The sequence below is a fragment of the Umezawaea beigongshangensis genome (assembly GCF_016464305.1).
Classification (GTDB): Bacteria; Actinomycetota; Actinomycetes; order Mycobacteriales; family Pseudonocardiaceae; genus Umezawaea_A; species Umezawaea_A beigongshangensis.
On record NZ_JAEIOJ010000001.1, the window covers coordinates 908,326 to 932,243 of the forward strand.

The 23,918-nt window shown below is 74.2% G+C and carries 25 protein-coding genes; 9 read left to right on the plus strand and 16 right to left on the minus strand.

What is annotated here, in order from left to right; translation table 11 throughout:
- Positions 1-109: 109 nt before the first annotated feature.
- From purE to IMZ35_RS04225, 6 genes are all read right to left on the minus strand, one after another.
- Positions 110-598 (minus strand): 5-(carboxyamino)imidazole ribonucleotide mutase, encoded by a 489-nt coding sequence (gene purE / locus IMZ35_RS04200; RefSeq protein ID WP_307867745.1) that lies wholly within the window; start codon positions 596-598, stop codon positions 110-112.
- Positions 595-1,821: a 5-(carboxyamino)imidazole ribonucleotide synthase gene (locus tag IMZ35_RS04205; protein ID WP_199439476.1), complete on the minus strand. Its 1,227-nt coding sequence runs from the start codon at positions 1,819-1,821 to the stop codon at positions 595-597. Before IMZ35_RS04205 ends, purE begins: the two co-directional genes overlap by 4 nt.
- Positions 1,822-1,874: 53 nt before the next feature.
- A complete protein-coding gene (locus IMZ35_RS04210; RefSeq protein WP_199439477.1) occupies positions 1,875-2,861 on the minus strand; it encodes an ABC-2 membrane transporter-related protein in 987 nt (328 codons plus the stop codon).
- The gene (locus IMZ35_RS04215) at positions 2,858-3,802 is read right to left on the minus strand and encodes an ABC transporter ATP-binding protein (RefSeq protein WP_307867746.1); all 945 of its coding nucleotides are present in this window, start codon (positions 3,800-3,802) and stop codon (positions 2,858-2,860) included. The genes IMZ35_RS04210 and IMZ35_RS04215 overlap by 4 nt, the downstream gene beginning before the upstream one ends.
- Positions 3,799-4,191: a GntR family transcriptional regulator gene (locus tag IMZ35_RS04220; RefSeq protein WP_199439478.1), complete on the minus strand. Its 393-nt coding sequence runs from the start codon at positions 4,189-4,191 to the stop codon at positions 3,799-3,801. Before IMZ35_RS04220 ends, IMZ35_RS04215 begins: the two co-directional genes overlap by 4 nt.
- Positions 4,192-4,317: 126 nt before the next feature.
- A complete protein-coding gene (locus tag IMZ35_RS04225) occupies positions 4,318-5,085 on the minus strand; it encodes a GGDEF domain-containing protein (protein WP_307867747.1) in 768 nt (255 codons plus the stop codon).
- Between the two features lie 144 nt (positions 5,086-5,229).
- Between IMZ35_RS04225 and IMZ35_RS04230 the strand changes: the two genes are divergently transcribed.
- The 3 genes from IMZ35_RS04230 to IMZ35_RS04240 are packed head-to-tail and all read left to right on the plus strand — an operon-like array spanning position 5,230 to position 8,661.
- Positions 5,230-7,515, plus strand: coding sequence for a sigma-70 family RNA polymerase sigma factor (locus IMZ35_RS04230; RefSeq protein ID WP_199439480.1), 2,286 nt, complete (start codon positions 5,230-5,232; stop codon positions 7,513-7,515).
- A 45-nt stretch (positions 7,516-7,560) separates the two neighbouring features.
- Positions 7,561-8,112 (plus strand): GtrA family protein, encoded by a 552-nt coding sequence (locus IMZ35_RS04235; protein WP_199439664.1) that lies wholly within the window; start codon positions 7,561-7,563, stop codon positions 8,110-8,112.
- A gap of 39 nt (positions 8,113-8,151) precedes the next feature.
- On the plus strand, positions 8,152-8,661 hold the full coding sequence (locus tag IMZ35_RS04240; protein ID WP_199439481.1) for a GtrA family protein: 510 nt from the start codon (positions 8,152-8,154) through the stop codon (positions 8,659-8,661).
- Between the two features lie 10 nt (positions 8,662-8,671).
- Here IMZ35_RS04240 and IMZ35_RS04245 read toward each other — a convergent pair whose 3' ends face one another.
- Both IMZ35_RS04245 and IMZ35_RS04250 read right to left on the minus strand, forming a co-directional pair.
- The gene (locus tag IMZ35_RS04245) at positions 8,672-9,949 is read right to left on the minus strand and encodes an ATP-binding protein (RefSeq protein ID WP_199439482.1); all 1,278 of its coding nucleotides are present in this window, start codon (positions 9,947-9,949) and stop codon (positions 8,672-8,674) included.
- 2 nt (positions 9,950-9,951) lie between these two features.
- Positions 9,952-10,626, minus strand: coding sequence for a response regulator transcription factor (locus IMZ35_RS04250; protein ID WP_199439483.1), 675 nt, complete (start codon positions 10,624-10,626; stop codon positions 9,952-9,954).
- 24 nt (positions 10,627-10,650) lie between these two features.
- Between IMZ35_RS04250 and hisN the strand changes: the two genes are divergently transcribed.
- A complete protein-coding gene (gene hisN / locus IMZ35_RS04255; protein ID WP_438816822.1) occupies positions 10,651-11,439 on the plus strand; it encodes a histidinol-phosphatase in 789 nt (262 codons plus the stop codon).
- 1 nt (position 11,440) lies between these two features.
- Here the strand turns inward: hisN and IMZ35_RS04260 are convergent, their stop codons facing one another.
- From IMZ35_RS04260 to IMZ35_RS04290, 7 genes are all read right to left on the minus strand, one after another.
- Entirely contained in the window at positions 11,441-11,725 is a 285-nt protein-coding gene (locus tag IMZ35_RS04260; protein WP_199439485.1) for a hypothetical protein, read from the minus strand.
- Positions 11,722-14,004, minus strand: a complete 2,283-nt coding sequence (locus IMZ35_RS30375) for a TNT domain-containing protein (protein ID WP_229369301.1) — start codon at positions 14,002-14,004, stop codon at positions 11,722-11,724. Before IMZ35_RS30375 ends, IMZ35_RS04260 begins: the two co-directional genes overlap by 4 nt.
- An 8-nt stretch (positions 14,005-14,012) precedes the next feature.
- Positions 14,013-14,351: a WXG100 family type VII secretion target gene (locus IMZ35_RS04270; RefSeq protein ID WP_199439486.1), complete on the minus strand. Its 339-nt coding sequence runs from the start codon at positions 14,349-14,351 to the stop codon at positions 14,013-14,015.
- Positions 14,348-14,821, minus strand: coding sequence for a YbaB/EbfC family nucleoid-associated protein (locus tag IMZ35_RS04275; protein ID WP_199439487.1), 474 nt, complete (start codon positions 14,819-14,821; stop codon positions 14,348-14,350). The genes IMZ35_RS04270 and IMZ35_RS04275 overlap by 4 nt, the downstream gene beginning before the upstream one ends.
- 89 nt (positions 14,822-14,910) lie before the next feature.
- Positions 14,911-15,861: a hydroxymethylglutaryl-CoA lyase gene (locus IMZ35_RS04280; RefSeq protein ID WP_199439488.1), complete on the minus strand. Its 951-nt coding sequence runs from the start codon at positions 15,859-15,861 to the stop codon at positions 14,911-14,913.
- Positions 15,862-15,864: 3 nt separating this feature from the next.
- On the minus strand, positions 15,865-16,377 hold the full coding sequence (locus IMZ35_RS04285) for a PH domain-containing protein (protein WP_199439666.1): 513 nt from the start codon (positions 16,375-16,377) through the stop codon (positions 15,865-15,867).
- Between the two features lie 99 nt (positions 16,378-16,476).
- Positions 16,477-17,286: a biotin--[acetyl-CoA-carboxylase] ligase gene (locus IMZ35_RS04290; protein WP_199439489.1), complete on the minus strand. Its 810-nt coding sequence runs from the start codon at positions 17,284-17,286 to the stop codon at positions 16,477-16,479.
- Between the two features lie 158 nt (positions 17,287-17,444).
- Here IMZ35_RS04290 and IMZ35_RS04295 point away from each other — a divergent pair, with 158 nt between their 5' ends.
- Positions 17,445-19,070: an acyl-CoA carboxylase subunit beta gene (locus IMZ35_RS04295; RefSeq protein ID WP_199439490.1), complete on the plus strand. Its 1,626-nt coding sequence runs from the start codon at positions 17,445-17,447 to the stop codon at positions 19,068-19,070.
- Entirely contained in the window at positions 19,067-19,279 is a 213-nt protein-coding gene (locus IMZ35_RS04300) for an acyl-CoA carboxylase subunit epsilon (RefSeq protein WP_199439491.1), read from the plus strand. The genes IMZ35_RS04295 and IMZ35_RS04300 overlap by 4 nt, the downstream gene beginning before the upstream one ends.
- A gap of 15 nt (positions 19,280-19,294) precedes the next feature.
- Here IMZ35_RS04300 and IMZ35_RS04305 read toward each other — a convergent pair whose 3' ends face one another.
- Positions 19,295-19,726, minus strand: coding sequence for a hypothetical protein (locus IMZ35_RS04305; RefSeq protein ID WP_199439492.1), 432 nt, complete (start codon positions 19,724-19,726; stop codon positions 19,295-19,297).
- Between the two features lie 85 nt (positions 19,727-19,811).
- On the opposite strand from IMZ35_RS04305, the gene IMZ35_RS04310 reads away from it, so the two are divergent.
- The 3 genes from IMZ35_RS04310 to IMZ35_RS04320 all read left to right on the plus strand — a co-directional run bounded on the left by IMZ35_RS04310 (position 19,812) and on the right by IMZ35_RS04320 (position 23,913).
- The gene (locus IMZ35_RS04310; protein ID WP_199439493.1) at positions 19,812-20,426 is read left to right on the plus strand and encodes a Maf family protein; all 615 of its coding nucleotides are present in this window, start codon (positions 19,812-19,814) and stop codon (positions 20,424-20,426) included.
- Positions 20,427-20,623: 197 nt separating this feature from the next.
- The gene (locus IMZ35_RS04315) at positions 20,624-21,970 is read left to right on the plus strand and encodes a dicarboxylate/amino acid:cation symporter (RefSeq protein ID WP_199439494.1); all 1,347 of its coding nucleotides are present in this window, start codon (positions 20,624-20,626) and stop codon (positions 21,968-21,970) included.
- Positions 21,971-22,143: 173 nt separating this feature from the next.
- Positions 22,144-23,913, plus strand: coding sequence for an acetyl/propionyl/methylcrotonyl-CoA carboxylase subunit alpha (locus IMZ35_RS04320; protein WP_199439495.1), 1,770 nt, complete (start codon positions 22,144-22,146; stop codon positions 23,911-23,913).
- The last annotated feature ends 5 nt before the right edge of the window (positions 23,914-23,918 follow it).

The following is a 23,918-nucleotide window of genomic DNA, read 5'->3' on the forward strand; positions in this document are numbered from 1 at the left end:
CGCGTTCACATCCTGCGCCGCTGTGCCCTTCGTCGCAGCCCCCGAACACGTGAAGACGCACGTGAGGGCCACCCCGAGCGGGGTGGCCCTCACGTGGACGAGCGGACGGTCAGAGGGAGCGCTGGAGCGCGGCGTCCTTCTCCAGCACCAGCTTCTCCAGGTCCTCCTGGAAGGTCGCCACGCGCTCCTGGAGGGCGGGGTCCGCCGCGGCGAGCATCCGCACGGCCAGCAGGCCCGCGTTGCGCGCGCCGCCGACGGACACCGTCGCGACCGGCACACCGGCGGGCATCTGCACGATCGACAGCAGCGAGTCCAGGCCGTCGAGGTACTTCAGCGGCACGGGGACGCCGATCACCGGCAGCACCGTGGCGGAGGCGACCATGCCGGGCAGGTGCGCGGCTCCGCCCGCCCCGGCGATGATCACGCGCAGTCCGCGGGACGCGGCCGTGCGCGCGTAGTCGATCATCCGCTGCGGTGTGCGGTGCGCCGACACCACGCTCACCTCGTGCTCCACGTCGAACTCGGCGAGCGCCTCGGCGGCGGCCTTCATCACCGGCCAGTCCGAGTCGCTTCCCATGATCACGCCGACCTGCGTCACTTCGCCGTTCCTCCGTGGATGTCGTACCCGTCGCGCCACCGTCCCGCGGAGAGCCAGTGCGCCGCGAGCTGCGCCCGCTGCCGCACCTCGTCCATCCGCTCTCCGAGGAAGGTGACGTGGCCGATCTTGCGTCCCGGCCGCTCCGCCTTGCCGTACAGGTGCACGTGGGCGTCGGGGAACCGGGCGTACAGGTGGTGCAGCCGCTCGTCGGGGCCCATCTCGGGCGCGTCGTCCGCGCCGAGCACGTTGGCCATCACGACGGCGGGGGCGACGGGCTCGGTCGTGCCGAGCGGGTAGTCGAGCACGGCCCGCAGGTGCTGCTCGAACTGCGAGGTGCCCGCGCCCTCGATCGTCCAGTGGCCGGAGTTGTGCGGGCGCATGGCCAGCTCGTTGACGACCAGGCCGCGGAACGGCCCCACGTCCGCCGACTCGTCGTCCACCTCGAACAGCTCCACGGCGAGCACGCCCACGACGCCGAGTTCGCGGGCGACGCGCAGCGCCAGTTCCTGGGCGGCCTCGGCGCGCTCGGCCGGCACGTCCGGCGCCGGGGCCAGCACCTCGACGCAGATGCCCTCGGCCTGCACGGTCTGCACCAGCGGCCACGCCGCGCCCTGCCCGAACGGCGAGCGGGCGACCAGCGCGGCCAGCTCGCGGCGCATCGGGACGCACTGCTCGACCATGAGCGGCGTGCCGGCGGCCAGCAGCTCGGGGACGACGCGCCGCGCGCTCTCCGGCGCGTCGAGCATCCAGACGCCGCGACCGTCGTAGCCGCCGCGCACCGCCTTGAGCACGCACGGCCAGCCGTGCTCGGCGCCGAAGGCGAGCACGTCGTCGACCTCGGTGACCTCGGTGAACGGCGGCACCGGCAGGCCCAGCTCGGCGAGCTTGCGGCGCATCACGAGCTTGTCCTGGGCGTGCAGCAGGGCGTCGGGGCCGGGGTGCACCGCGACGCCGTCGGCGACGAGCGCGCGCAGGTGCTCGTTCGGAACGTGCTCGTGGTCGAAGGTGACGACCTCGCAGCCCGCGGCGAAGGCGCGCAGCGCGTCGAGGTCGGTGTGCGCGCCGAGCACGACGTCGCGGGCGACGAGGGCGGCGGGGTCGGAGTCGGATGCGGCGAGCACGCGCAGCGACTGACCCAGCGGAACAGCAGCTTGGTGGGTCATGCGGGCGAGCTGGCCGCCGCCGATCATGCCGACGACGGGAAGGCCGGTACGGGGGTCCACGGTCCGGTCACTCTACCTGCAACAACAGCGGCTCCCGACACCGCGTGGCCCGTTCAGACCCGATCGCTGCGCCGCATCCACCACCAGGTGAGGGCGAACAGCGCGGCGGTCAGCGCGAGGAACAGCCCGAACTCGGCGAACTGGAACGCGGTGCGCCGCACGAGGGGCTGGTACTCGATCACGGTCCAGACGATGCCGTGGTCGTCGAGGCACCGCGCGTACCCGCCGGAGTCGGAGTAGGTCTCCGAGTAGCACACCCGCGGCACCTCGACGTCGACCTTCGCGGCGTCGGCGTGGCCGTAGCCCACCATCAGGTCGTTCGCGTTGGTCGCGTAGAAGCGGGAGTCCTCGTGGACCGGCTCGTACACGCGCAGCGGCGTCCACCAGGAGGGGCGGACGAAGAGCACCACGCCCACGCGGACGACGCCGTAGAGGACGAACGTGACGGCGACCGCCACCATCGAGCGGCGGGTCACGGCGCTGACCGCGAGGCCGAGCGCGAAGCCGAACACCGCGTAGACGGGTTGCAGCAGCGGCGAGTTCTCGAACCCGTCCGGGTCGAACAGCCCGACGGTCGAGGGGTAGGTGCTCAGTTCGTTGACGTGCGCCACCAGGGCCGAGGACACGCACCCCAGCGCGAGGCCGAGCGACGCGAGGACGACGCAGAGCAGGGCCGCCTTGCCGAAGACCCAGCGCCACATCGGCAGGTCCTGGCTCCAGACCAGCAGGTTGGTGCGCTGCTCGTACTCGCGCGCGAGCAGGGGCGCTCCCCAGAACACGCCGACGAGCAGGCCGAGCACCCAGGGCAGCGAGAGCAGCGCGTTGGGCCACAGCAGCACCGTCCACGGCTGTTGCAGCAGCTCCGGCGCGCGGCGCAGCAGCACGGCGGAGACGGCCATCGCGCCCATCAGCCCGGCCGCGCCGAACGCGGTCAGCGAGATGGTCCAGCGGTGCTGCCGCCAGGTCAGCCACAGCAGGTCGCTCCACGTCACGCGGGGCCGCACCGGTGCGTCGAGCCGGAAGTCGGTGGTCACGCTCATCCGAGCGCCCCCCTCCGCGTCGCGGCCAGGTTCGCGAGGACGAAGTCCTCCAGCATCACCGGCCTGGTGATCCACGGTGCGGTGAGCACCGGAGCCCCGGAGGCCCCCGCGGGCATCCGCAGCAGGAAGCTGGACTGGTGGGGCCGGTGCCTCGCCTCGACGACCGTGCCCTCGCACGGCGGCTTCTCCGCGCGCGGGCCGACGACGTGGACGTGCCCGGCAAGCAGGTCGTCGAGGTCGCCGCCGACGAGGAGCCTGCCGTGGGCGAGCAGCAGCAGGTGGTCGGCGACGCCGCTCAGCTCGGCGACGACGTGGGTGGACAGCAGCACCGTCATACCGCTCTCCCCGACCTCGACGAGCAGTTCGCTCATCACCTCGCGGCGGGCGAGCGGGTCGAGGTTCGCGAGCGGCTCGTCCAGCATCAGCACGTCCGGCCGGGAGCCGACGGCGAGCGCGAACGACACCTGCGCCTGCTGGCCGCCGGAGAGCTTGCCGCACGACCGGTCCAGCGGGATCTCGAAGCGCTCCAGCCAGCGGCGCGCGCGCTGCTGGTCCCAGCGACGGTTCAGGTGCTGGCCCAGGAGCAGCATCTCCGCGGGGGTGAAGTGCTTGTAGACGGGCTTCTCCTGCGGCACGAAGGCCACCCGGCCGCCGGGGTCGCCCGGCGCGACGTCCGCGCCGACCCCCACCGACCCCTCGGTGGGGGTGAGCAGTCCGGCGAGGACGCTGAGCAGGGTCGTCTTGCCGGCGCCGTTGGCGCCGACGAGCGCGGCGACCCGGCCGGCGGGCAGCTCGAAGGTGCAGTCCCGCAGTGCCCAGTTCCCGCCGCGCGAGAACGGTCTGCCGCGGTAGCGCTTGCCGAGGGCGGTCGCGCGCACCGCGATCTCCTCGGTCGTGCCGCGATCCGCGTCGAACTCCGCAGCGGTCGTGGAACGGATCACCTGACCGCCACCCCCTCACCCTCGGACAGCACCGAACTCACCAGCGCGTCGACGTCCTCGTCCTCCAGGCCGGCGGCGCGGGCCTCGGCGACCCACTCGGCCAGCCGTGCCCGCAGGCGGCCCATGACGACCGGATCGGCCGTGCCCAGCGCGCGCTTGACGAACGTACCCGCGCCCTGCCTGGCTTCCAGCAGCCCGGCAAGTTCCAGTTCCCGATATGCCTTGAGGACCGTGTTGGCGTTGACGCCGCTGGTCGCGACCACCTCGCGCACGGCGGGCAGCCGATCTCCCGGCAGGAGCCAGCCGAGCCGCAGCGCCTCCCTGACCTGCCGCACCAGCTGGAGGTAGGCCGGGAGACCGCTGGCCCTGTCGATCCGGAACTCGACCACGCCGCCTCCAATTGTGCTAGTCGACTAAGTCACTAGTTGACTAGCCAACAGCATCGGTGTCAAGTTGACGCCGCTCGTGGCGGGGGCAGCACGGGGGCCGTCCCCGCATCGCCGGTCCGGCCGGTCTCAGCGGACGTGCGCCGCCAGCAGTTCGCGCGCCTCGTCGTAGGTGCCGGGCAGCCGCTCCAGCCGCACGACGGGCCTGCCGACGAGCCGCAGGTGCGGGTCCACGGCCAGCCGCTGCCCCACGAGCCGCCCCAGCGCTCCCGCCCTGCGCTCCAGGGCGTCGTCGCGATCGGCCAGCACGACCGCCGTCGTCCGGCTCAGCGCCGCGATCGTCTCACCGCGGTCGAAGACCGACCGCAGCACGTCCGCGAGCAGCGTCAGCGCCACCACTCCGGACCAGCCGGTCGTGCGGGCCACGTCCAGCCGCACGATCACCAGCGCCCGGTCGGCCGCCTCCTCCGCCCGGTACACCTCGCCGAGCCTCGTGCGCAGGTAACCGGCGGTGGGCAGGCCGGTCAGCGGGTCCACCGACTCGACGGCCGAGGCGCGTCCCGCGACCACGTCGGCCCAGCCCAGGGCGATGGCCCGCAGCATCGGCGCCGGGGTCGCGTCCACGTCGGCCAGCACCGGTGCGGCCGATCCGACGGGCTCGCGGAGCACGGCGTGCAGCGCGGCCAGGTCCAGCAGCGTCTCGCCCAGGCCGCACCCGCAGCGGGCGCGCGCCCCGCCCAGCGCGGTCAGCGCGGCGCCCGCATCGCCCCGGCCGAGCACGGCGGCGCACACGGTGTCGACCTCGGGCAGCGCCCAGTCGTCCGCGAAGGCCCACCCGGCGGCGGTCGTGGCGCTGCGCCACCGCGCCCTCAGGGCGTGCACGTCGACTGCACCCACCGGTGTCCTCCTCACGGGTGAACTCACCTCAGCGTGACGACGAAGGTCCGGAAGCGTGACGTGACATCGGTGCAATCCGGTCGGGGGACTCGACGTGACCGGGGAAGTCGGGTGAGCGAGACTGGAATCGACGGAGGGAGAGCGTTGGCGACCGTTCCTGCTGACGTCCGGGGGCCGAGCGACGCGGAACTGATCAGATCGGTGCGCGCGGGCGCCGTCGAGGCGTACGGCCAGCTCTACGAGCGCCACGTCACGGCAGCGCACAACCTCGCCCGGCAGCTGGCCAGGTCGTCCGCGGAGGCCGACGACCTGGTGTCGGAGGCGTTCGCCAAGGTCCTGAACACCCTGCGCGCGGGACGCGGTCCCGACTCGGCGTTCCGCGCCTACCTCCTCACCGCGCTGCGGCACACCGCCTACGACAAGACCCGCAAGGACCGCAGGGTCGAGCTCGCCGACGACGTGAGCACCGTGAGCGGTGTCGCGGCCGAGGCCGTCAGCGTCCCGTTCCGCGACACGGCGGTGGCCGGCCTGGAGCGGTCGATGGCCGCCGAGGCGTTCAGCAGGTTGCCCGAGCGCTGGCAGACCGTGCTGTGGCACACCGAGATCGAGGGCCAGTCGCCCACCGAGGTCGGGCCGATCCTGGGACTGACCGCGAACGGCGTGTCTGCCCTGGCCTACCGCGCCCGCGAGGGCCTGCGCCAGGCCTACCTCCAGGTCCACCTCGCCGGGACGTCGGAGGACCGCTGCCGCGCGACCGTGGAGCGGCTCGGCGCGTGGACCAGGTCCGGACTGTCCACGCGGGAGACCGCGCAGGTCGAGTCGCACCTGGACGTGTGCGAGCGCTGCCGGGCGCTGGCCGCCGAACTGGCGGACGTGAACGGGTCGCTGCGCGCCGTCGTCGCCCCGCTCGTGCTGGGCTCCGTCGCCACGACCGGCTACCTGGCCGCGGCGGGCGGCGGGACGGCCGGAACCGCCACCGCGGCGGGAACGGGTGGCGCGGCCGGCGCCACCGGGGCCTCGAGTTCGCTGCCGCGCCACCTCACGGGGCTGATCGCCTCCGCGGCGGCCGTGGTCGTGGCCGTCGCCGTCGCGCTCACCTCGGGCGGCGGGCGGGAAGTTCCGGCCCTGCGGGTCGCGCCGTCGCAGGTGACGAGCCAGCAGCAGGAGCCGTCCGCGCTCCCGCCCGCACCGTCCTCGCCACCGCCCGCACCCCGGACCGAACCGCCACCACCAGAACAGCCGCCACCACCGCCACCAGAACCGGAGCCGCGATCGAACCCGGAGTCCGAACCGGAACCGCGGCCCGCACCGGCCCCCGCCCCGGAGCCCGTTGCCGAACCACCGGCCGAGCAGCCCGCTCCGGCCGCGCTGGTGCCCACCGTGCCCAGCGGGTTCGCCCTCACCCCCGGCGCGGAGCCCGAGGCGATGTCGATCACCGTCCGCAACAGCGGGGGCACGACCTCCGAGCCCCCGGTGGCGACGCTGGCCCTGCCGCCGGGCGTGCGCTCGGCCGGTCCGGCCGCGTCGTCCACCGGGCGGTGGCGCACGTCGCTCCCCGGTGCGGCCGAGTCGTCGGCCTGCCCCGCGGGCACCGGCACGGTCCGCTGCGAGACGAGCGCGGGGCTGCCGCCGGGCGGCACGGCGACGTTCGTGTTCCGGCTCGCGGCGGACGCCGGCGCCGGGCCCGGCGTGATCACCGGCACCGTGACGGCCGGGGTCTCGCTGAGCGTCGACGTCCGGGTGGACGTCGAGGTCAGGGCCGGACCGGACGACCTGTCGCTCACCGCGCGGCGCTGGGACCAGGTGTTCTGGAACCCGCGGGTGGACATCCGCGCGACCCACCTCGGCGGGCTGCCGCGCCGCCTGGACCTCGTCGTCGAGGCGAGCGGGGGCGTCGTCCTGCTGGCCCCGCACGCCCGGTGCGACTCGGACCACCACCGCACCGCGCGCTGCTCGGCCGACCTGGCCCCCGGCGACGAGTACCGGGTGTCGGTGTGGGCGCTGCGGCACCACCACCACGGCGACGCGTCGCTCACCGTGACCGCGACCCTCGGCACCGCGACCAGGAGCGTCGTGGTGCCGCTGTCGCCCGCGCCGGACGAGGCGCCGGGGCGACCGGACACCGGCGAGGTCGCGCCTCCCGGTCCGGAACCGGTGGACCCCCCGGTCACCGCGCCGCTCCCCCCGGCACCCACCGCACCCGCGCCTCCCACCAGCACGAACCCGCCGACGGCCGGACCGCCCGCCACCACCACACCGCCGCCACCACCACCGTCGCCGTCGCCGCTGCCGCCGCCGAGCACGGCACCGGAACCCCCGGCCACCACGGCGCCGCCGACCACCACGGCACCGGCCGCCGACCGGTCGTGCGCGCGGCTGCCCGGCCCGCTCGGGTGGCTGCTGCCGGGACCGTGCGGACCACCGTCCTGAACCTCGTGACAGCGGGTGGTCGATCATCCGTACACTGCCCCGGTGCTGCCTGCCGTACGACGCGCGCTCGCGAGGTTCCCCGAACCGGTCCGCTTCCTGCTGAACAAGCACCGCGAGCTGATCAGGTTCGCGGTCGTGGGCGGCACGACGTTCGTGATCGACAACGGCATCTGGTACGTCCTCAAGCTGACCGTCCTGGAGTCCAAGCCGGTCACGGCCAAGGCGGTCGCGGTGATCGTCGCCGTGATCGCCTCGTACGTGCTCAGCCGGGAGTGGTCCTTCCACACCCGCGGCGGGCGCGAGCGGCACCACGAGGCCGCGCTGTTCTTCGCGGTCAGCGGGATCTCCGTGGGCCTGAACCTGCTGCCGCTGTGGATCTCCCGCTACGCGCTGGGCCTGGAGCAGCCGAGCGTCACCGCGCTCACCGAGCACGTCGCCGACTTCGTCAGCGGCTCGATCGTCGGCATGCTCGTGGCCACGGCGTTCAAGTACTGGGCGATGCGCAGGTGGGTCTTCCCCGAGGCGGGTGCCCGGCCCGAGAGCGGGCCGCGCACCCTGCGCACCGCGACCGCGCGGGAGCGGCGCGACGTCGCCTGACCGACCGACCGCCGCGCGGCACTTCCGTAGACTGCGCTGGTGTCCGTACTCGAAACGTGGGCAGGCCGCTTTCCCGAGCCGTTCCGGTCTCTGGCGCTGAAGCACCGCGAGCTGCTCAAGTTCGCCGTCGTGGGCGGGATCTGCTTCGTCATCGACACCGCGATCTTCCTCGTGCTGAAGTCCACGGTCCTGGCCGAGAAGCCCGTCACCGCGAAGATCGTCGCGACGCTCGTCGCCACGATCGCCTCGTACGTGCTGAACCGCGAGTGGTCCTTCCGCACGCGCGGCGGCCGGGAGCGCCACCACGAGGCGGCGCTGTTCTTCCTGGTCAACGGCATCGGCATCGTGCTCAACTCGCTGCCGCTGTGGGCCTCGCGCTACGTCCTGGGCCTGGAGCAGCCGCGCGTCACGGCGCTCACCGAGCACGTCGCCGACTTCCTCAGCGCCCAGATCGTCGGCACGCTCGTCGCGATGGTCTTCCGCTGGTACGGCTACAAGAAGTGGGTGTTCCCGGACGCCGGCGCCAGGGTGCGCCGAGGCTCGGCCTGAGCGGCGCCCCTCACCTCGGCTTGCCGGCCGAGCGCCACGGGATGCCGACCACGTCCTCCGCCTTCGGGACCGGCAGGAACACCGCGAAGGTCGCCGGGCGGGCCGTGGACAGCTCCAGCCTGCCGCCGTCGGCGTCGACCAGGGCACGCGCCAGCGCCAGGCCGACACCGGTGGAGCCGCCGCCGGAGACCCCGCGCTCGAAGACGTGTCCGGCCAGCTCGTCCGGCACGCCCGCGCCGCTGTCGCTGACCTCCACGACGACCGTGCCCTCGTCGCTGCGCGCCGTCACGACCACCTGGCCCTCGCCGTGCCGCAGCGCGTTGTCCAGCAGCACCCCGATGGCCTCGCGCAGCCGTCCCGGCGTGGCCCGTGCCAGCAGTCCCTCCGGCACCCGCACCTTGAGCGCCCTGCCCTCGGCGCGGATCGGGTCGCGCCACTCGTCGGCGATCCGGGTCAGCTCGCCGCGCAGGTCCAGCGGTTCCGCGCTGTCGGCGCGGGCGGCGCGGGCCGCCGCGAGCAGCTCGTCCAGCACGCCCGCCAGCCGCTCGGCCTGCTCCAGCGCCGCACCGGCCTCGGCCGCCGTGTCGGGCTCGGGGTGCTCCGCGAGCGACTCCAGCCGCAGTTGCAGGGCCGTGAGCCTGCTGCGCAGCTGGTGGGACACGTCTCCGACGAGGTCGCGCTCGCGCTGCACCAGCAGGGCGAGCGCACCGGCCGAGGTGTCCAGCGCCTCGGACACCCGGTCCAGCTCCGGCACGCCGTGGCGGCGGTCGTCGGAGCGGAAGTCACCGGCGCCCAGCCGGGCCGCGCGGGCGGCCACGTGCCGCAGCGGTTTGGCGAGCTGCCTGGCCGTCACCGTGGCGACGACCGTGCCGATGCCGACCGACAGCACCACCAGCAGCACCACGAGTCCGGTGACCTGGGCCTGCGTGGTGCGCATGGGCGCCGCCGGGACCTCCAGCCGCACCGCGCCCTGCTGCGCCGTGGGCACCTCGGCCGCCAGCACCTCCTCCTTCAGCGCGGTGCCCAGCTCCAGCACACCGGCCGACTCCGTCCGCACCAGGAGGTGACCGCCGTCGGGCACGGCCACCGCCACGACGCTCAGGTCGACGGGACGGCCGTCGGCGATCTGGTCGTCCAGGGTCGCGGCGATGCCCTGCGCGCGGCTCGCGAGATCGCCCTGCGCGCCGTCCTCGACCAGCCGCAGCGCCGTGTAGCCGAGCGGGATGCCGAGGGCGAAGCCGGTCACCGCGACGGCCAGCAGGATCGCCCGGAGGATGCGTCGGCGCACGTCTACTCCGCGTTGAAGCGGAAGCCGACGCCCCGCACGGTGGCGATGCGCTTCTCGACCGAGCGCAGCGTGCCGTCGCCGAGCTTCCGGCGCAGCCACGACATGTGCATGTCGAGGGTCTTGCTGCTCTTCAGCTCGGGGTCGTTCCAGACCTCGGAGAGGATCTCGTCGCGGTTCACGACCTGGCCCGCCTTGGAGATCAGCACGCGCAGCAGCTCGAACTCCTTGTTCGCGAGCTGCACCTCGCGGCCGTCCACGGTCACCCGGCGGGCGGCGAGGTCCACGCGCACCCCGTTGACCTCCAGGGTGCCCGGCGCGCGGCGGCGCAGCAGCGCCCGGATGCGGGCCATCAGCTCGGCGAGCCGGAACGGCTTGGCCACGTAGTCGTCGGCGCCCGCGTCGAGCCCCACGACGAAGTCGACCTCGTCGGCGCGCGCGGTGAGCATCAGCACCGGGATGCCGCGCCCGCCCGCGCGGAGCCTGCGGCACACCTCCAGCCCGTCCATGCCGGGCAGACCGAGGTCCAGCACGAGGAGGTCGACGCCTCCCGCCACCGCGACGTCCAGCGCGCTGAGGCCGTCTCCCACGACGTGCACGGCGTAGCCCTCGCGCTGGAGCGCTCGGGAGAGGGGTTCGGCGATCGTCGGGTCGTCTTCGGCCAGCAGCACCACGCTCACGAAGTCCAGCGTAGGCGTGGGACCATCCGGACCGTGTCAACCCGTGCAGCAGACCTGGAACTCGCGATCAGGCTGGCCGACGCCGCCGACGCGATCACCACCGCGCGGTTCCGCGCGCGCGACCTCGTGGTGGAGCGCAAACCCGACCGCACACCGGTCACCGACGCGGACGTCGCCGTGGAGGACGCGGTGCGCGCCCTGCTGGCGAACGACCGGCCGGACGACGCCGTCGCCGGTGAGGAGCGCGGCGGTGCGGTCGGCGCGGGGCGGGCCTGGGTGCTCGACCCCATCGACGGCACCAAGAACTTCCTCCGGGGCTTGCCCGTGTGGGCGACGCTGATCGCTCTCGTGGAGGACGGCGTGCCGGTGGTGGGCGTCGTGAGCGCGCCCGCGCTGGGACGGCGCTGGTGGGCGTCGAGCGGCTCCGGCGCGTTCACCCTCGACGCGGCGGGCGAGCGGCGGATCTCCACGTCCGGCGTGACGGACCTGTCCGACGCCTACCTGTCGACCACGCACCTGAGCTCGTGGGTGGAGCACCACTCCCGCGAGGCGTACCTGCGGCTCGCGGACGCCGTGTGGGAGAACCGGGCGTTCGGCGACTTCTGGCAGCACTGCCTGGTCGCCGAGGGCGCGATCGACCTCGCGGCCGAGGCGGTCGTGAACCCGTGGGACGTGGCGCCGTTCCAGGTCCTCGTCACCGAGGCCGGGGGAACGTTCACCGACCTGACCGGCGTGGCCGCCTTCGACCGGGGAAGCGTGCTGACGTCCAACGGGCACCTGCACGCCGCCGCGCTGGAGCTGCTGGGGAGGTGACTCAGCCGGTGGCGACCGGCAGCACGCCCACCGCGCCCCGGACCACCTGGGCCCAGGTGAGACGGCCGAACAGGTAGTGGCACGCGACGTGCTCGCTGGTGAAGCGGGCCCAGTCGTAGCGGTTGCCCTGCTCGCGCCAGAACACCTCCCAGCCGATGGTCCCGTCCTCGGCGGCGTGGTCGTCGCGCAGCAGGCACCACGCGTTGTCGGCCTCGGCCCCCACGGACACCACCTGCGCGGGCACGCCCACGGCCGTCAGCCAGTCGAGGATGGTCTCGGCGTTCACGGGCGCTGCTCCCTGTCGATCGCGTTCGCCGTGCCGGTGACGTCGGCGAGGTGCCCCAGGGCCACCAGTTCGGCGACCGGGTGCGTCGTGCGGTACCGGACGCCGCCACCGGCCTGGCCGAACCACGCGGCGGACAGCGTGCGCCAGACCGGCAGCGGCCGCAGCACGCGGTAGCGGCGGTAGCCGGAGTCCAGCGCGGCGGGCGGCAGGGCGCGCAGCCCGAACGGCGTCCCCGCCTCCGACAGCACCCGGCCCTCCGGGGTGCCGAAGCGGTCCAGCTCGGCGCCCGGCGCCACGACCTCCGGCTCGCCCTCGTCGTACCCGCCCTCGGGGAACAGCTCCCCCGGCGGCCAGGCGTACTCGGGCGGCTCGGCGCGGACGAGGAACCGGCGGTCCCAGTCGCGCTCGTGCTCCCCGGCCTGCGGGTCGTAGCCCTCGGTCAGCGCCAGGACGACGGGGTGGTGGGCGGGCAGCCCCTCCCCCGGCACGACCGGGTCGCGCGGCCGCACCGGGGCCGCGACGAGGTCGGCGCGCGGGTGGTCCAGCGGGGCGAACCGCAGACCGGCTGCGAAGTCGAACTCCTCGCGCGGCGGCGGGAGCTGACGGGCCGGGCGGTGCGAGGGCACCGGCATCCGGCCGATGGGGAACAGGTGCACCAGGAACAGCGCGACCTCGCCGGTCAGCGGCGCGGCCGGGCGCACGGGCTGGGTGGTCGACGGCTCCGGCGCGGCGGCGCTCACCGGCGCGGCGAGCACCGACGACGCCTGCCCGGTCCGCTGCGGGCCGCGGTGGTCGGCGTCCGGCTGCGTCCGCATCCCGACGACCACCACGGCCGCCGCCGCGGCGGCGTCGGCCGCCTTCGACCTGGCGTCGCCCTTCCCGGCGGACTGCTGCTGGGCCGGAGCGCCCGGCTGCGCCCGCTCGCTCCGCTGCGACTCGGGGGTCCGCTGCGGTTCGACGCTCCGCTGCTGGGGCCCCTGGTGCTGCGCCACGCCTCCGGCGGCGGGTCCGCCGCTGGCCGCCCCCGCGAGCGGGACACCGGTCTGCGGAAGCCCCGGCGCGGGCGCCGGTGGCGCGGCGGGCGGCACCGCGGACGGCGGGACGACCGGCGGCTGCGCGGGGGCCTGGACGGGCGCGGCGGGCAGGTCGGCGGGACGGACTCCGGACACGAGCGACTGGTTGGTGGCCCCCTCGTGCCGCGGCGGCCCGGCGAACCCCTGGTCGGCGGGCGGCGGCAGGGGGGACGCGGGCGTCTGGACCGGGACGCCGGTCAGCGGCGTGACCGCGTCGTGCCCGGCGTCGAGCGCGGGACCCGCGACTCCCGGCACGACCTGGCCGGCGGTGCCGGCGGCGGGCTCCACGACGGACTCCACGACGGGCTCCACCACGGGAGCCACGACGGCGTCGACGGTGTGCTGGACCACCTCGCCGGTCGTTCCCACGACCGGGGCCACGACGGGCGCGACGGTGTCCACGACGGGCGCGGCGGTGTCCACAACGGTGTCCGAGGCGGTGCGCACGACCTCGTCGACCACCCCGCCGACCGTCCCGACGACGGGTGCAACGGTGCCCGCGGCGGTCTCCACGACGGTCTCCACGACCTCGCCGACCACCCCGACCACGGGCACGACGGTGTGCACGGCACCGGTCACGACGGGCGCGACCGCGTCGGCGGTGTTCGTCGCGGTGGTCAGGACGGGGTCCAGCAGGCCCGGCAGCAGCCCGCCGCCGTGCGCGCCGGGATCGGCGTCGACCGGCGGTCGCGCCGCGGCGACGTCCACCCCGCTGTCCAGGCGCACGGCTCCGGCGAGCGTGCCGGTCAGGTCGGCTACGGTGGCCGCCGCGCCGCGCACGGCCGTGTCCAGGCCGAGCAGCGCGGTCGGGTGCCCCGCGGCGGCGGCCGTCCCAGCGGCGTCGGCGTTCTTGGCGAGGTCGACCAGCTCGCGGACGATCCCGACCTTCGCCGCGCCGATCCGGTCGGCGGCGTGCTCCAGCCGGTCGGCGGCGGCGGCGCAGCCGCGCACGGCCTCCGCGAGGTCGCCGTCCGGGGCCACGACGGCGTTCCAGTTCCTCCTGGCCGCGTCACCGGCCTCGCCGGTGAACGACGCGAGGACCTCACCGGCCGAGCCGTCGGACTCCGCGGCGAGCCGCGAGATCCGGTTCCCGGCCTCGCGCCAGGCGGTCGCCGACGCGCGCATCCCGTCCTCGTCGGCCTCCGGCCACGCCACACCCGCTCGCGCCGCGACGTCGGCCAGCTCGACCGGCAGTTCGATGCCCATGCCGGTCCTCAGCTCTCGGTCGACGGGATCGCGGTGGCCCGCAGCTGCGCGGCCTCTCCGGAGTCCACCCCCCGGTAGCCCGCCGCGGCCTGCCCGAAGCGCGTGCCGACCCCGCCGAGCCGCCCCGGCAGCCCGCCGACGCGGTCGAGCGCGTCCGAGGCGTGCCGCACGTGGCTCTCCGCGAAGCTCGTGCCGACGGCGTCGGTGCCCCAGCAGGCGCCGTGCTCGTCGAGCGCCTGCCGCAGGTCGCTCGCGATCCGACCGGCCGCCTCGGCGAACCCGGAGAACGTGGTGGCTCCGCTGTCGAGCCGGTCGAGGTCCGCCTCGAAGCCCCTGCCGGTGCTCATCGACCCCTCCTCTGCGTGGTCTCGGAGTCGAGCCAGCTCTCCCGCTGCTCGTAGTCCTCGTCCTCCTCGCGCGGGACGGAGCCGTGCAGCGGCGCGGTGCCGAGCGGGGTGATCTCCTCCGGCCGCAGGTCGGCCGTGCCCCGCAGCAGCGCCTCCGGGTCCGTGCCGGATGGCAGGACGGGCGCCAGGACGCGGTGAGCGCTGTCGGCCGCGCGCGCCGCCGCGAGCTCCGCGGTGCGCAGCACGAGGTCGGCCAGCTGCTGCGGGCGGTGGCGCTGGTAGGCGTCGTCGCTCAGGACCAGCGCCGTCAGCGTGCCGTGCGACCCGACGGTCGCGGTGACCGCGCCGTCGGGGCTCGTCGCCGATCCGGACGCGGCGGCCAGGTCGCGCTGCACCGACGCGAGCTGCTCCCGGCTGCGGCGGTAGTCCGCGAGCAGCTCTTCCACCTGGTCGTGGTGATCGGTCGTCACGGTCACCTCCGGTCTCCCGTCGCCGGGCACGGTGTCGGTCGGGCGTTGGACGCCTCGGCGCACCGCCCGGTTCCCACGACTTCGCGGTGTCAGCCCGTCAGGGCCCGCACCACGCTGGACGAGCTGGGGCGGCCGAGCCGCTCGGCCATCCAGGCGCTCGTCCTGGCCAGCCGGTCGAGGTCGACGCCGTGCCGCACGCCCAGTCCGTCGAGCATCCACACGAGGTCCTCGGTGGCGAGGTTGCCGGTCGCGGACCCCGCGAACGGGCAGCCGCCGATCCCACCGGCCGACGAGTCGACCACGCGCACACCCGCCCGGAGCGCCGTGAGCGTGTTGGCCAGCGCCTGGCCGTAGGTGTCGTGGAAGTGCACCGCCACCTGGTCCGGGCTCACCCCCGCCGCCCACAGGTCGCGCAGCAGCAGCGTCACCTGGCCCGGCGTGGCCACGCCGATCGTGTCACCGAGGGAGATCTGCGAGCAGCCCATCTCCAGGAGCCTCGTCGCGGCGGCGATCACCTGCGGGCGCGGCACAGCGCCCTCCCACTGGTCGCCGAAGCACATGGAGAGGTAGCCGCGCACGGCCAGGCCCTCCGTGCGGGCCCTGGTCACGACGGGGTCGAACATGACGAACTGCTCGTCCAGCGAGCGGTTGAGGTTGCGCCGCGCGAACGTCTCCGTGGCGCTGGCGAAGATCGCCACGTGCTCGACGCCCGCGGCCAGCGCGCGGTCGAGGCCGCGCTCGTTCGGCACGAGCACCGGGTAGACCACGCCGGGACGCCGGGGCAGCCGGGCGAGCAGCTCGTCGGCGTCGGCGAGCTGCGGAACCCACTTCGGGTGCACGAAGCTGGTGGCCTCCAGGATCGTCAGCCCCGCGTCGGCGAGCCGGTCGAGGAGTTCGAGCTTGACCTCCACCGGCACGACGGACGACTCGTTCTGCAACCCGTCCCGCGCCCCCACCTCCCAGATCACGACGGACTCGGGCAGCCCCGACCCCGCGTCGTCCGGAACGACCTCGGGCAGTCCCGCCTCGCGCGCGCCCACCGGTCAGCGCCCCTGGAGGTGGAAGTCGTCGTCCGGGTTGTCGTTGACCTCCCGGTAGAGCAGCGAGTGCACGCGCTCCACCTGCGGGATGTCGTCGAACTCCAGCGGCTCGTCCGAGGCGGACTCGATGATCAGCGTGCCGCAGCCGACGACCCGGTCCACGATGCCGTGCTCGAAGCGGACGCTGTTGATCCGCGACAGCGGGATGTCCAGGCCGGTCCGCTTGATCACGCCCTCGCGGGCCATGACGCGGTCGCTGGTGACGATGAAGTGCGTGGTGCGCCAGCGGACCAGCGGCGCCAGGGTCAGCCAGCTCACCAGCAGGACGCCGACGACGGCGAGCGCGATCCAGGCGATCGGGGCCCAGGACTGGTCGCCGACGATCGAGGCCAGGAACACCCCGACCCCCACCACGACCAGGAAGGACACGATCGGCAGCAGCAGCATCTTCCAGTGCGGGTGCTTGTGGATCACCACGTGCTCGCTGGGACTGAGCAGGTCGTCGGGATAGGCCACGTGGTCCTCCGAGTCGCGCAGCACCGTGCTGGGGTCCGATCACCGTACCCGTGCGGGGCGCGCGAGAAGGCCAGGTCGCCGCGCCGCGCCGCGCACGTCTCAGGCGGAGCGCACGTGCACGACGTCGCCCGCCGACACCGGGTGGTGCGCGCCGTCGTCGGTCCGCACCACGAGCGTGCCGTCGATCCCCAGGTGCGCGCCGGTACCGACCAGCGGCGGACGCCCGGTCAGCTCGACGCGAACGCGGCTGCCGATCGTGGCGCAGCGGGTGAGGTACTCCTCGTGCAGGCCGGTGACGTGCGGGTCGCCGCCCGCGTCGCGCCAGGCGCGCTCGACGTCGGCGAGTTCGAGCAGCAGCCGCGCCGCCAGCTCGGTGCGGTCCAGCACGGTCGCGCCCGCGTCGGCCAGCGAGGTCGGCAGCAGGCCGCCCGGCGCCGGCTGCACGCCGTCCGGCAGCGGGGCGACGTTGAGGCCCGTCCCCAGGACGACGGCGTCGCCGACGACCTCGGCGAGGACACCGGCGCCCTTGCCCCGGCCGGGGCCGAGCAGGAGGTCGTTGGGCCACTTGAGCACGGCCTCGACGCCCACCGAGTCGGCCAGTCGGGCCAGGGCGATCCCGGCGAGCAGCGTCAGCCAGGACAGCCGGTCCGCCGGGACACCGGCCGGGCGGAGCAGCACGCTGACGTAGAGGCCGCTGCCGGGCGGTGAGACCCAGCCGCGCCCGCGCCGACCGCGGCCGGCGGTCTGCTCGTCGGCGACGAGGACCGTGCGGTCGGCGGCTCCCGCGGTCGCCGCGGCGGTCAGGTCGGCGTTGGTGGACGCCGTGCTCGCCACGACCTCCAGCGCGTCGTAGGGCCCGGCGGGGGCGACGAGCCTCTCCCGCAGCGCGGCCGCGTCGATCTCGCTCACCGCCCCAGGGTAGTGGTGGTACCCGCACCCCCGCGCGGTCGGAGCGGGACTCGAAGGGGTGCGGGTCCGCGGACCAGCCTGCAACCTCCAGCGCGGTGGAGGTCAACCCGGTCACAGTGACGTGTACCACCGGTGTCGGCTCGCTATGGTGCCCGGTCATGAGCAGTGCGACCGCGCCGACCGGCGACGAGCCCGACCTCCGCACCACGGCGGGCAAGCTCGCCGACCTGCACCGGCGCAACGACGAGGCCGTCCACGCCGGGTCGGCCCGGATGGTGGAGAAGCAGCACGCCAGGGGCAAGAGGACCGCGCGCGAGCGGATCGAGCTGCTGCTCGACCCCGGCTCCTTCGTGGAGCTGGACGAACTGGCGCGGCACCGCTCGACGAACTTCGGCCAGGAGCGCAACCGGCCCTACGGCGACGGCGTCGTGACCGGCTACGGCACCGTGGACGGTCGGCCGATCTGCGTGTTCAGCCAGGACGTGACGGTCTTCGGCGGCTCGCTCGGCGAGGTCTACGGCGAGAAGATCGTCAAGGTCATGGACCTGGCCATCAAGACGGGTCGCCCGATCGTGGGAATCAACGAGGGCGGTGGCGCCCGCATCCAGGAGGGCGTCGTCTCGCTCGGCCTGTACGGCGAGATCTTCCGCCGCAACGTGCGGGCGTCGGGCGTGATCCCGCAGATCTCGCTGATCATGGGCGCGAACGCGGGCGGCCACGTGTACTCGCCCGCGCTGACCGACTTCGTGGTGATGGTCGACCAGACCTCCCACATGTTCATCACCGGCCCGGACGTGATCAAGACCGTGACGGGCGAGGACGTCGGCTTCGAGGAGCTGGGCGGCGGTCGCACGCACAACACGAAGTCCGGCAACGCGCACTACCTCGGCAGCGACGAGGAGGACGCCGTCTCCTACGTGAAGGAGCTGCTGTCCCACCTCCCGGCCAACAACCTGTCCACGCCGCCGGTGTTCGACGCGCCGGAGCGGGGCGGGTCGGTCGAGGACTCGGTGACCGACCTCGACCGCGAGCTGGACACGCTGGTCCCCGACTCGGCGAACCAGCCGTACGACATGCACGAGGTGCTGACCCGCGTGCTCGACGACGGCGAGTTCCTGGAGGTCCAGGAGCTGTTCGCGCCGAACATCCTCGTCGGCTTCGGCCGGGTGGACGGGCACTCCGTGGGCGTCGTGGCGAACCAGCCGACGCAGTTCGCCGGGTGCCTCGACATCGACGCCAGCGAGAAGGCCGCCCGGTTCGTGCGGACCTGCGACGCGTTCAACCTGCCGGTGCTGACGTTCGTGGACGTGCCCGGCTTCCTGCCGGGCACCGACCAGGAGTGGAACGGCATCATCCGCCGCGGCGCGAAGCTGATCTACGCCTACGCCGAGGCGACCGTCCCGCTGGTCACGGTGATCACCCGCAAGGCGTACGGCGGCGCGTACGACGTGATGGGGTCCAAGCACCTCGGCGCGGACATCAACCTGGCGTGGCCGACGGCCCAGATCGCCGTCATGGGCGCGCAGGGCGCGGCGAACATCGTGCACCGCAAGACGCTGGCGACCGCGGCCGGTTCGGGCGAGGACGTGGACGCGCTGCGCTCCCGGCTCCAGCAGGAGTACGAGGAGGCGCTGTGCAACCCGTACGTGGCCGCCGAGCGCGGCTACGTCGACTCGGTGATCCCGCCGTCGTACACCAGGACGTACGTGGCGCGGTCGCTGGCGGTGCTGCGCGACAAGCGCGAGCAGCTGCCGCCCAAGAAGCACGGGAACATCCCGCTGTGAGCGCGGGTCCCCCGCTGCGGGTGGTGCGCGGCACGCCGGACGACGCGGAGCTGGCCGCGCTGACGGTCGTCGTGGCCGCGCTGGCGTCGGCGCCCCCGGAGAAGCCGGTCGACGCGCCGCGCTCGGCGTGGAGCGACCCCGGCCGCCGGATGCGCACGCCCCCGCGGCCCGGTCCCGGCGCCTGGCGGGCCTCCGCCCTGCCGTCGTGACGTCCGCTCGCCGCCTCAGCAGTCCACGCGACGGCTGCTGACCTCGGCGTTGCCGCGGACCATCACCTCGCGGCAGCGCTGCCCGTCCCCCTGCACGCGGAACCTGATCCGCATCAGGACGCTCCCGTCGGTGCTGCCCGCATCGCGCACGTCGGCCGACAGCACCTCGACCTCGCCGGTGACGCCCAGCGCCTCCGGCACCTCCGCGAGGCCGGCCGCCGTGCGCGCGGTCGACTCGACGGCGGCCATGAGCCGGTCCTCCGCCTCGTCGGCCGCGCTCGCGATCGGCCAGAACGCCAGGCCGTAGCCGACCGGGTCGGTGGCGGCCACCCGCGCCGTGACGAACGCGCAGCCCAGGACGGCGGCCGACGCCGCGAGGACGGCCGGCCAGCGCCGCCGCGCTCGCCCGCTCCGCGGTTCCGCGGTGATCAGTGCCCTGCGCTCCACGTCCTCGATGGTCGGTCGCGCGGCGCGCGCGGACATCGGTAGTTCTACGCGACCGGCGCTCCGACGGTCTGCCAGACTCGGCCGCGTGCGCCTCGTCCTCGCCTCCGCGTCCCCCGCCCGGCTGTCCGTCCTGCGTGCCGCGGGCGTCGAACCCGTCGTGCGGATCTCCGGCGTCGACGAGGACGCGGTAGCCGCCGCGCTGGTCGACCCGACGCCCGGCGACCTGGTGACGGCGCTGGCCGTGGCCAAGGCGGAGGCCGTGCTGGACGCCGTCGCCGCCGAGCACCCCGACTCGGTGATCGTCGGCTGCGACTCGATGCTCGCCATCGGCGGCGAGGTCGTGGGCAAGCCGCACACCCCGGAGGCGGCGCGGGAGCGCTGGCGGCGCATGGCGGGCCGCAGCGGCACCCTGCTCACCGGTCACGCCGTGCTGCGGCTGACCGGCGGCGAGGTCGTGGCGCGGGCCTCGGGCAGCGAGCCGACCACGGTCCGGTTCGGCAGCCCGACCGAGGAGGAGGTCGAGGCCTACGTCGCCACGGGTGAGCCGCTGGCCGTCGCCGGGGGCTTCACGCTGGACGGCCTGGGCGGCTGGTTCGTCGACGGAATCGACGGCGATCCCTCCAGCGTGATCGGCATCAGCCTGCCCCTGACGCGGAAGCTGCTGCAGGTCGTCGGCCTGGGAGTTCCCACCTTCTGGTAGCCGTTGTCACACTTCGCCCACCGGGGGAAGATTCACCTCCCGCGGGTCGTTCCCGCAGGAGATGAACACGACTTCGGGGGTGGGGGCGTTGCTGCTGACACGCCGTCTCCACATCGACCTGGGACGACGCACGAGTGCGAGCTGTCGGGGCTGAGGACGACCTCAGTCCCCGTTTCCGCTCACACGCAGGAGAAGTCGTGTCGTTCGTCCGCACCTACACCAAGCCGAAGGTCTTCGGCACCGCGGTGGTGGCCGCACTCGTCCTCGGCGCCCTGGCGGGCCACCTCGCCAAGCGGACCGAACAGCAGTGGCTCATCACCACCCTGGAGAAGCTCGGTGACGTCTTCACCAGCTTGCTCCAGTTCACCGTCATCCCGCTCGTGTTCACCGCGATCGTCGTGGGCATCACGAGCCTGCGCCACCTCGGCGGAGCCCGCACCGCGGCCCGGCTCGGCGGCAAGACCCTCCTGTGGTTCGCCACGACGTCGCTGATCGCCGTCCTCATCGGCATCGGCGTCGCCTCGATCGTGAAGCCCGGTGACGGCGTGCGCGTCACCCCGTCCGAGGCCGCCGTCGAGAAGCTCGCCGCGCGCGACCAGGGCTCGTGGCAGGCGCTGCTCGACGGCCTGATCCCGACCAACCTGTTCAGCGCGTTCAGCGAGGGCGAGATCCTCCAGGTCGTCTTCATCGCCCTGCTCATCGGCCTGGCCGCCTACGCCCTCGGCGAGAAGGCCACCCCGTTCGTCGCCCTCACCCGGTCGGCGTTCGACCTGATCCAGAAGGTCGTCAGCTGGATCGTGCTGCTCGCGCCGCTCGGCGTGTTCGGCCTGATCGGCACCGCGTTCGCCACCTACGGCAACGACTTCGTGCGCCCGCTGTTCTCGCTGATCGCGAGCGTCTACGCCGGTGCCCTGCTCGTGCTGTTCGTCGTCTACCCGGTGCTGCTGCGCTTCGTCGGCAAGGTCAGCCCGGTGGTGTTCTTCCGCAAGGCGTGGACGGCGATCCAGTTCGCGTTCGTGTCCCGCTCCTCCGGCGCGACGCTGCCGCTGAGCCGCCAGACCGCCGTGAACCTGGGCGTCGACCCCGGCTACGCGAGCTTCGCCGTGCCGCTGGGCACGACCACCAAGATGGACGGCTGCGCCGCGGTCTACCCCGCCGTCGCCACGATCTTCATCGCGAACCTCTTCGGCATCGACCTCGGCGTGTGGCAGTACGTGGGCATCGTCGCGGTCTCCGTGTTCGGCGCGCTCGCCACGGCGGGCACCACGGGCTGGTTCACGATGCTGACCCTCACGCTGTCCGTCGTCGGCCTCCCGCCCGAGGTCATCGCGACCGGCGTCGCCGTGGTCTACGCCATCGACCCGATCCTCGACATGGTGCGCACGGCCACCAACGTCGCGGGCCAGATCACCGTCCCGGTGCTCGTGGCGCGCGGTGAGGGCCTGCTGGACGACGAGGTGCTCAACACGCCGAGCGCCCCGCCGCTGCTGGAGGGCGACACCGACCGGCCCGTGACGCGGGACCGCGAGGTCGTCCCCGCCTGACCGAGCTGTGACGAGGGCCACCTCGGCGTCGTGATCGACGCCGAGGTGGCCCTCGTCGTACCGGCGTCGTGGAGTGAGCTTGCTCTCGATCCCCGACCAGCGGACTTGTCACTAAACTCGCTCCCCAAGCTCACCCCACAGCGTTGTCAGGGTCGCTCAGGAGGTAGGACGTCGTGTCGCTGCGCAAGGTCCTCGTCGCCAACCGCGGCGAGATCGCCGTCCGGATCGTCCGCGCCTGCCGAGACGCGGGGCTGGCCAGCGTCGCCGTCTACGCCGACCCGGACCGGGACGCGCCCTTCGTGCGGCTCGCCGACGAGGCGTTCGCCCTCGGGGGCTCCACGGCGGCCGAGAGCTACCTGTCGGTGGACAAGCTGCTCGACGTCGCGGACCGCTCCGGCGCCGACTCCGTGCACCCCGGCTACGGCTTCCTCTCCGAGAACGCCGAGTTCGCGCAGGCCGTGATCGACGCGGGGCTCACCTGGATCGGCCCGTCGCCGCAGGCCATCCGCGACCTCGGCGACAAGGTCACCGCCCGGCACATCGCGACGCGGGCGGGCGCTCCGCTGGTCCCCGGCACGAAGGACCCGGTGTCCGGGCCGGACGAGATCGTCGCGTTCGCCCGGGAGCACGGCCTGCCCGTGGCCATCAAGGCCGCGTTCGGCGGCGGTGGCCGCGGCCTCAAGGTCGCCCGCACGGAGGAGGAGATCCCCGAGCTGTTCGACAGCGCCGTCCGCGAGGCCGTCGCCGCCTTCGGCCGCGGCGAGTGCTTCGTCGAGCGCTACCTGGACAAGCCGCGGCACGTCGAGGCGCAGGTCCTCGCCGACCAGCACGGCAACGTGATCGTCGTCGGCACCCGCGACTGCTCGTTGCAGCGCCGCCACCAGAAGCTCGTCGAGGAGGCGCCGGCGCCGTTCCTGTCCGAGGAGCAGCGGGCCGCCGTCCACACCTCGGCCCGCGCCATCTGCCGCGAGGCCGGGTACCACGGCGCCGGGACCGTCGAGTACCTCGTCGCCGCCGACGGCACGATCTCGTTCCTGGAGGTCAACACGCGCCTGCAGGTCGAGCACCCGGTCAGCGAGGAGACCACCGGCCTCGACCTGGTGCGCGAGCAGTTCCGCATCGCCGCCGGGGAGGAGCTGCGCTTCGACGCCGACCCCGCGCCCCGCGCCCACTCCATCGAGTTCCGGATCAACGGCGAGGACGCGGGCCGCAACTTCCTGCCCGCCCCCGGCACCGTCACGACGTTCACCGCGCCCGCCGGTCCCGGCGTGCGGGTGGACGCGGGCGTCGAGTCCGGCAGCGTCGTCGGCGGCCAGTTCGACTCCCTGCTCGCCAAGCTGATCGTCACCGGCGAGGACCGCGCGCAGGCGCTGGAGCGGGCCCGCCGCGCCCTGGACGAGATGGTCGTCGAGGGCATGGCCACCGTGCTGCCGTTCCACCGCGCGATCGTGCGCGACCCCGCGTTCGTGGCCGAGAAGCCCGAGGGCTTCACCGTGCACACCCGGTGGATCGAGACCGAGTTCGACAACACGATCGAGCCGTTCACCGGCGGCGCGGAGACGCCGCCGGACGAGGAGCGGCAGACCGTCGTGGTCGAGGTCGGCGGACGCCGCCTGGAGGTGTCGCTGCCCGGTGACCTGGCCGTCACCGGTGGCGGCGGTGGTGCCGCGAGGGCCGCGGTGAAGCCCAAGCGCGCCAGGAGCGGCGGGGGTGGCGCCGCCGCCTCCGGCGACGCCGTGACCGCGCCCATGCAGGGCACCGTCGTCAAGGTCGTGGTCGAGGACGGCCAGACGGTCCGGGCGGGCGACCTCGTGGTCGTGCTGGAGGCCATGAAGATGGAGAACCCGGTGACCGCGCACAAGTCCGGCACGGTGACCGGCCTGACCGCCGCGCCCGGCACCTCGGTCACGCAGGGCTCGGTGCTGTGCGAGTTGAAGGACTGATCAGC

What these genes read in the sequence shown, in the direction of transcription:
- IMZ35_RS04210 (WP_199439477.1), bottom strand. Translation starts at nt 2,861, where the DNA reads ATGAGCGTGACCACCGACTTCCGGCTCGACGCACCGGTGCGGCCCCGC.
- IMZ35_RS04270 (WP_199439486.1), bottom strand. Translation starts at nt 14,351, where the DNA reads ATGAGCACCGGCAGGGGCTTCGAGGCGGACCTCGACCGGCTCGACAGC.
- IMZ35_RS04295 (WP_199439490.1), top strand. Translation starts at nt 17,445, where the DNA reads ATGAGCAGTGCGACCGCGCCGACCGGCGACGAGCCCGACCTCCGCACC.
- IMZ35_RS30375 (WP_229369301.1), bottom strand. Translation starts at nt 14,004, where the DNA reads ATGGGCATCGAACTGCCGGTCGAGCTGGCCGACGTCGCGGCGCGAGCG.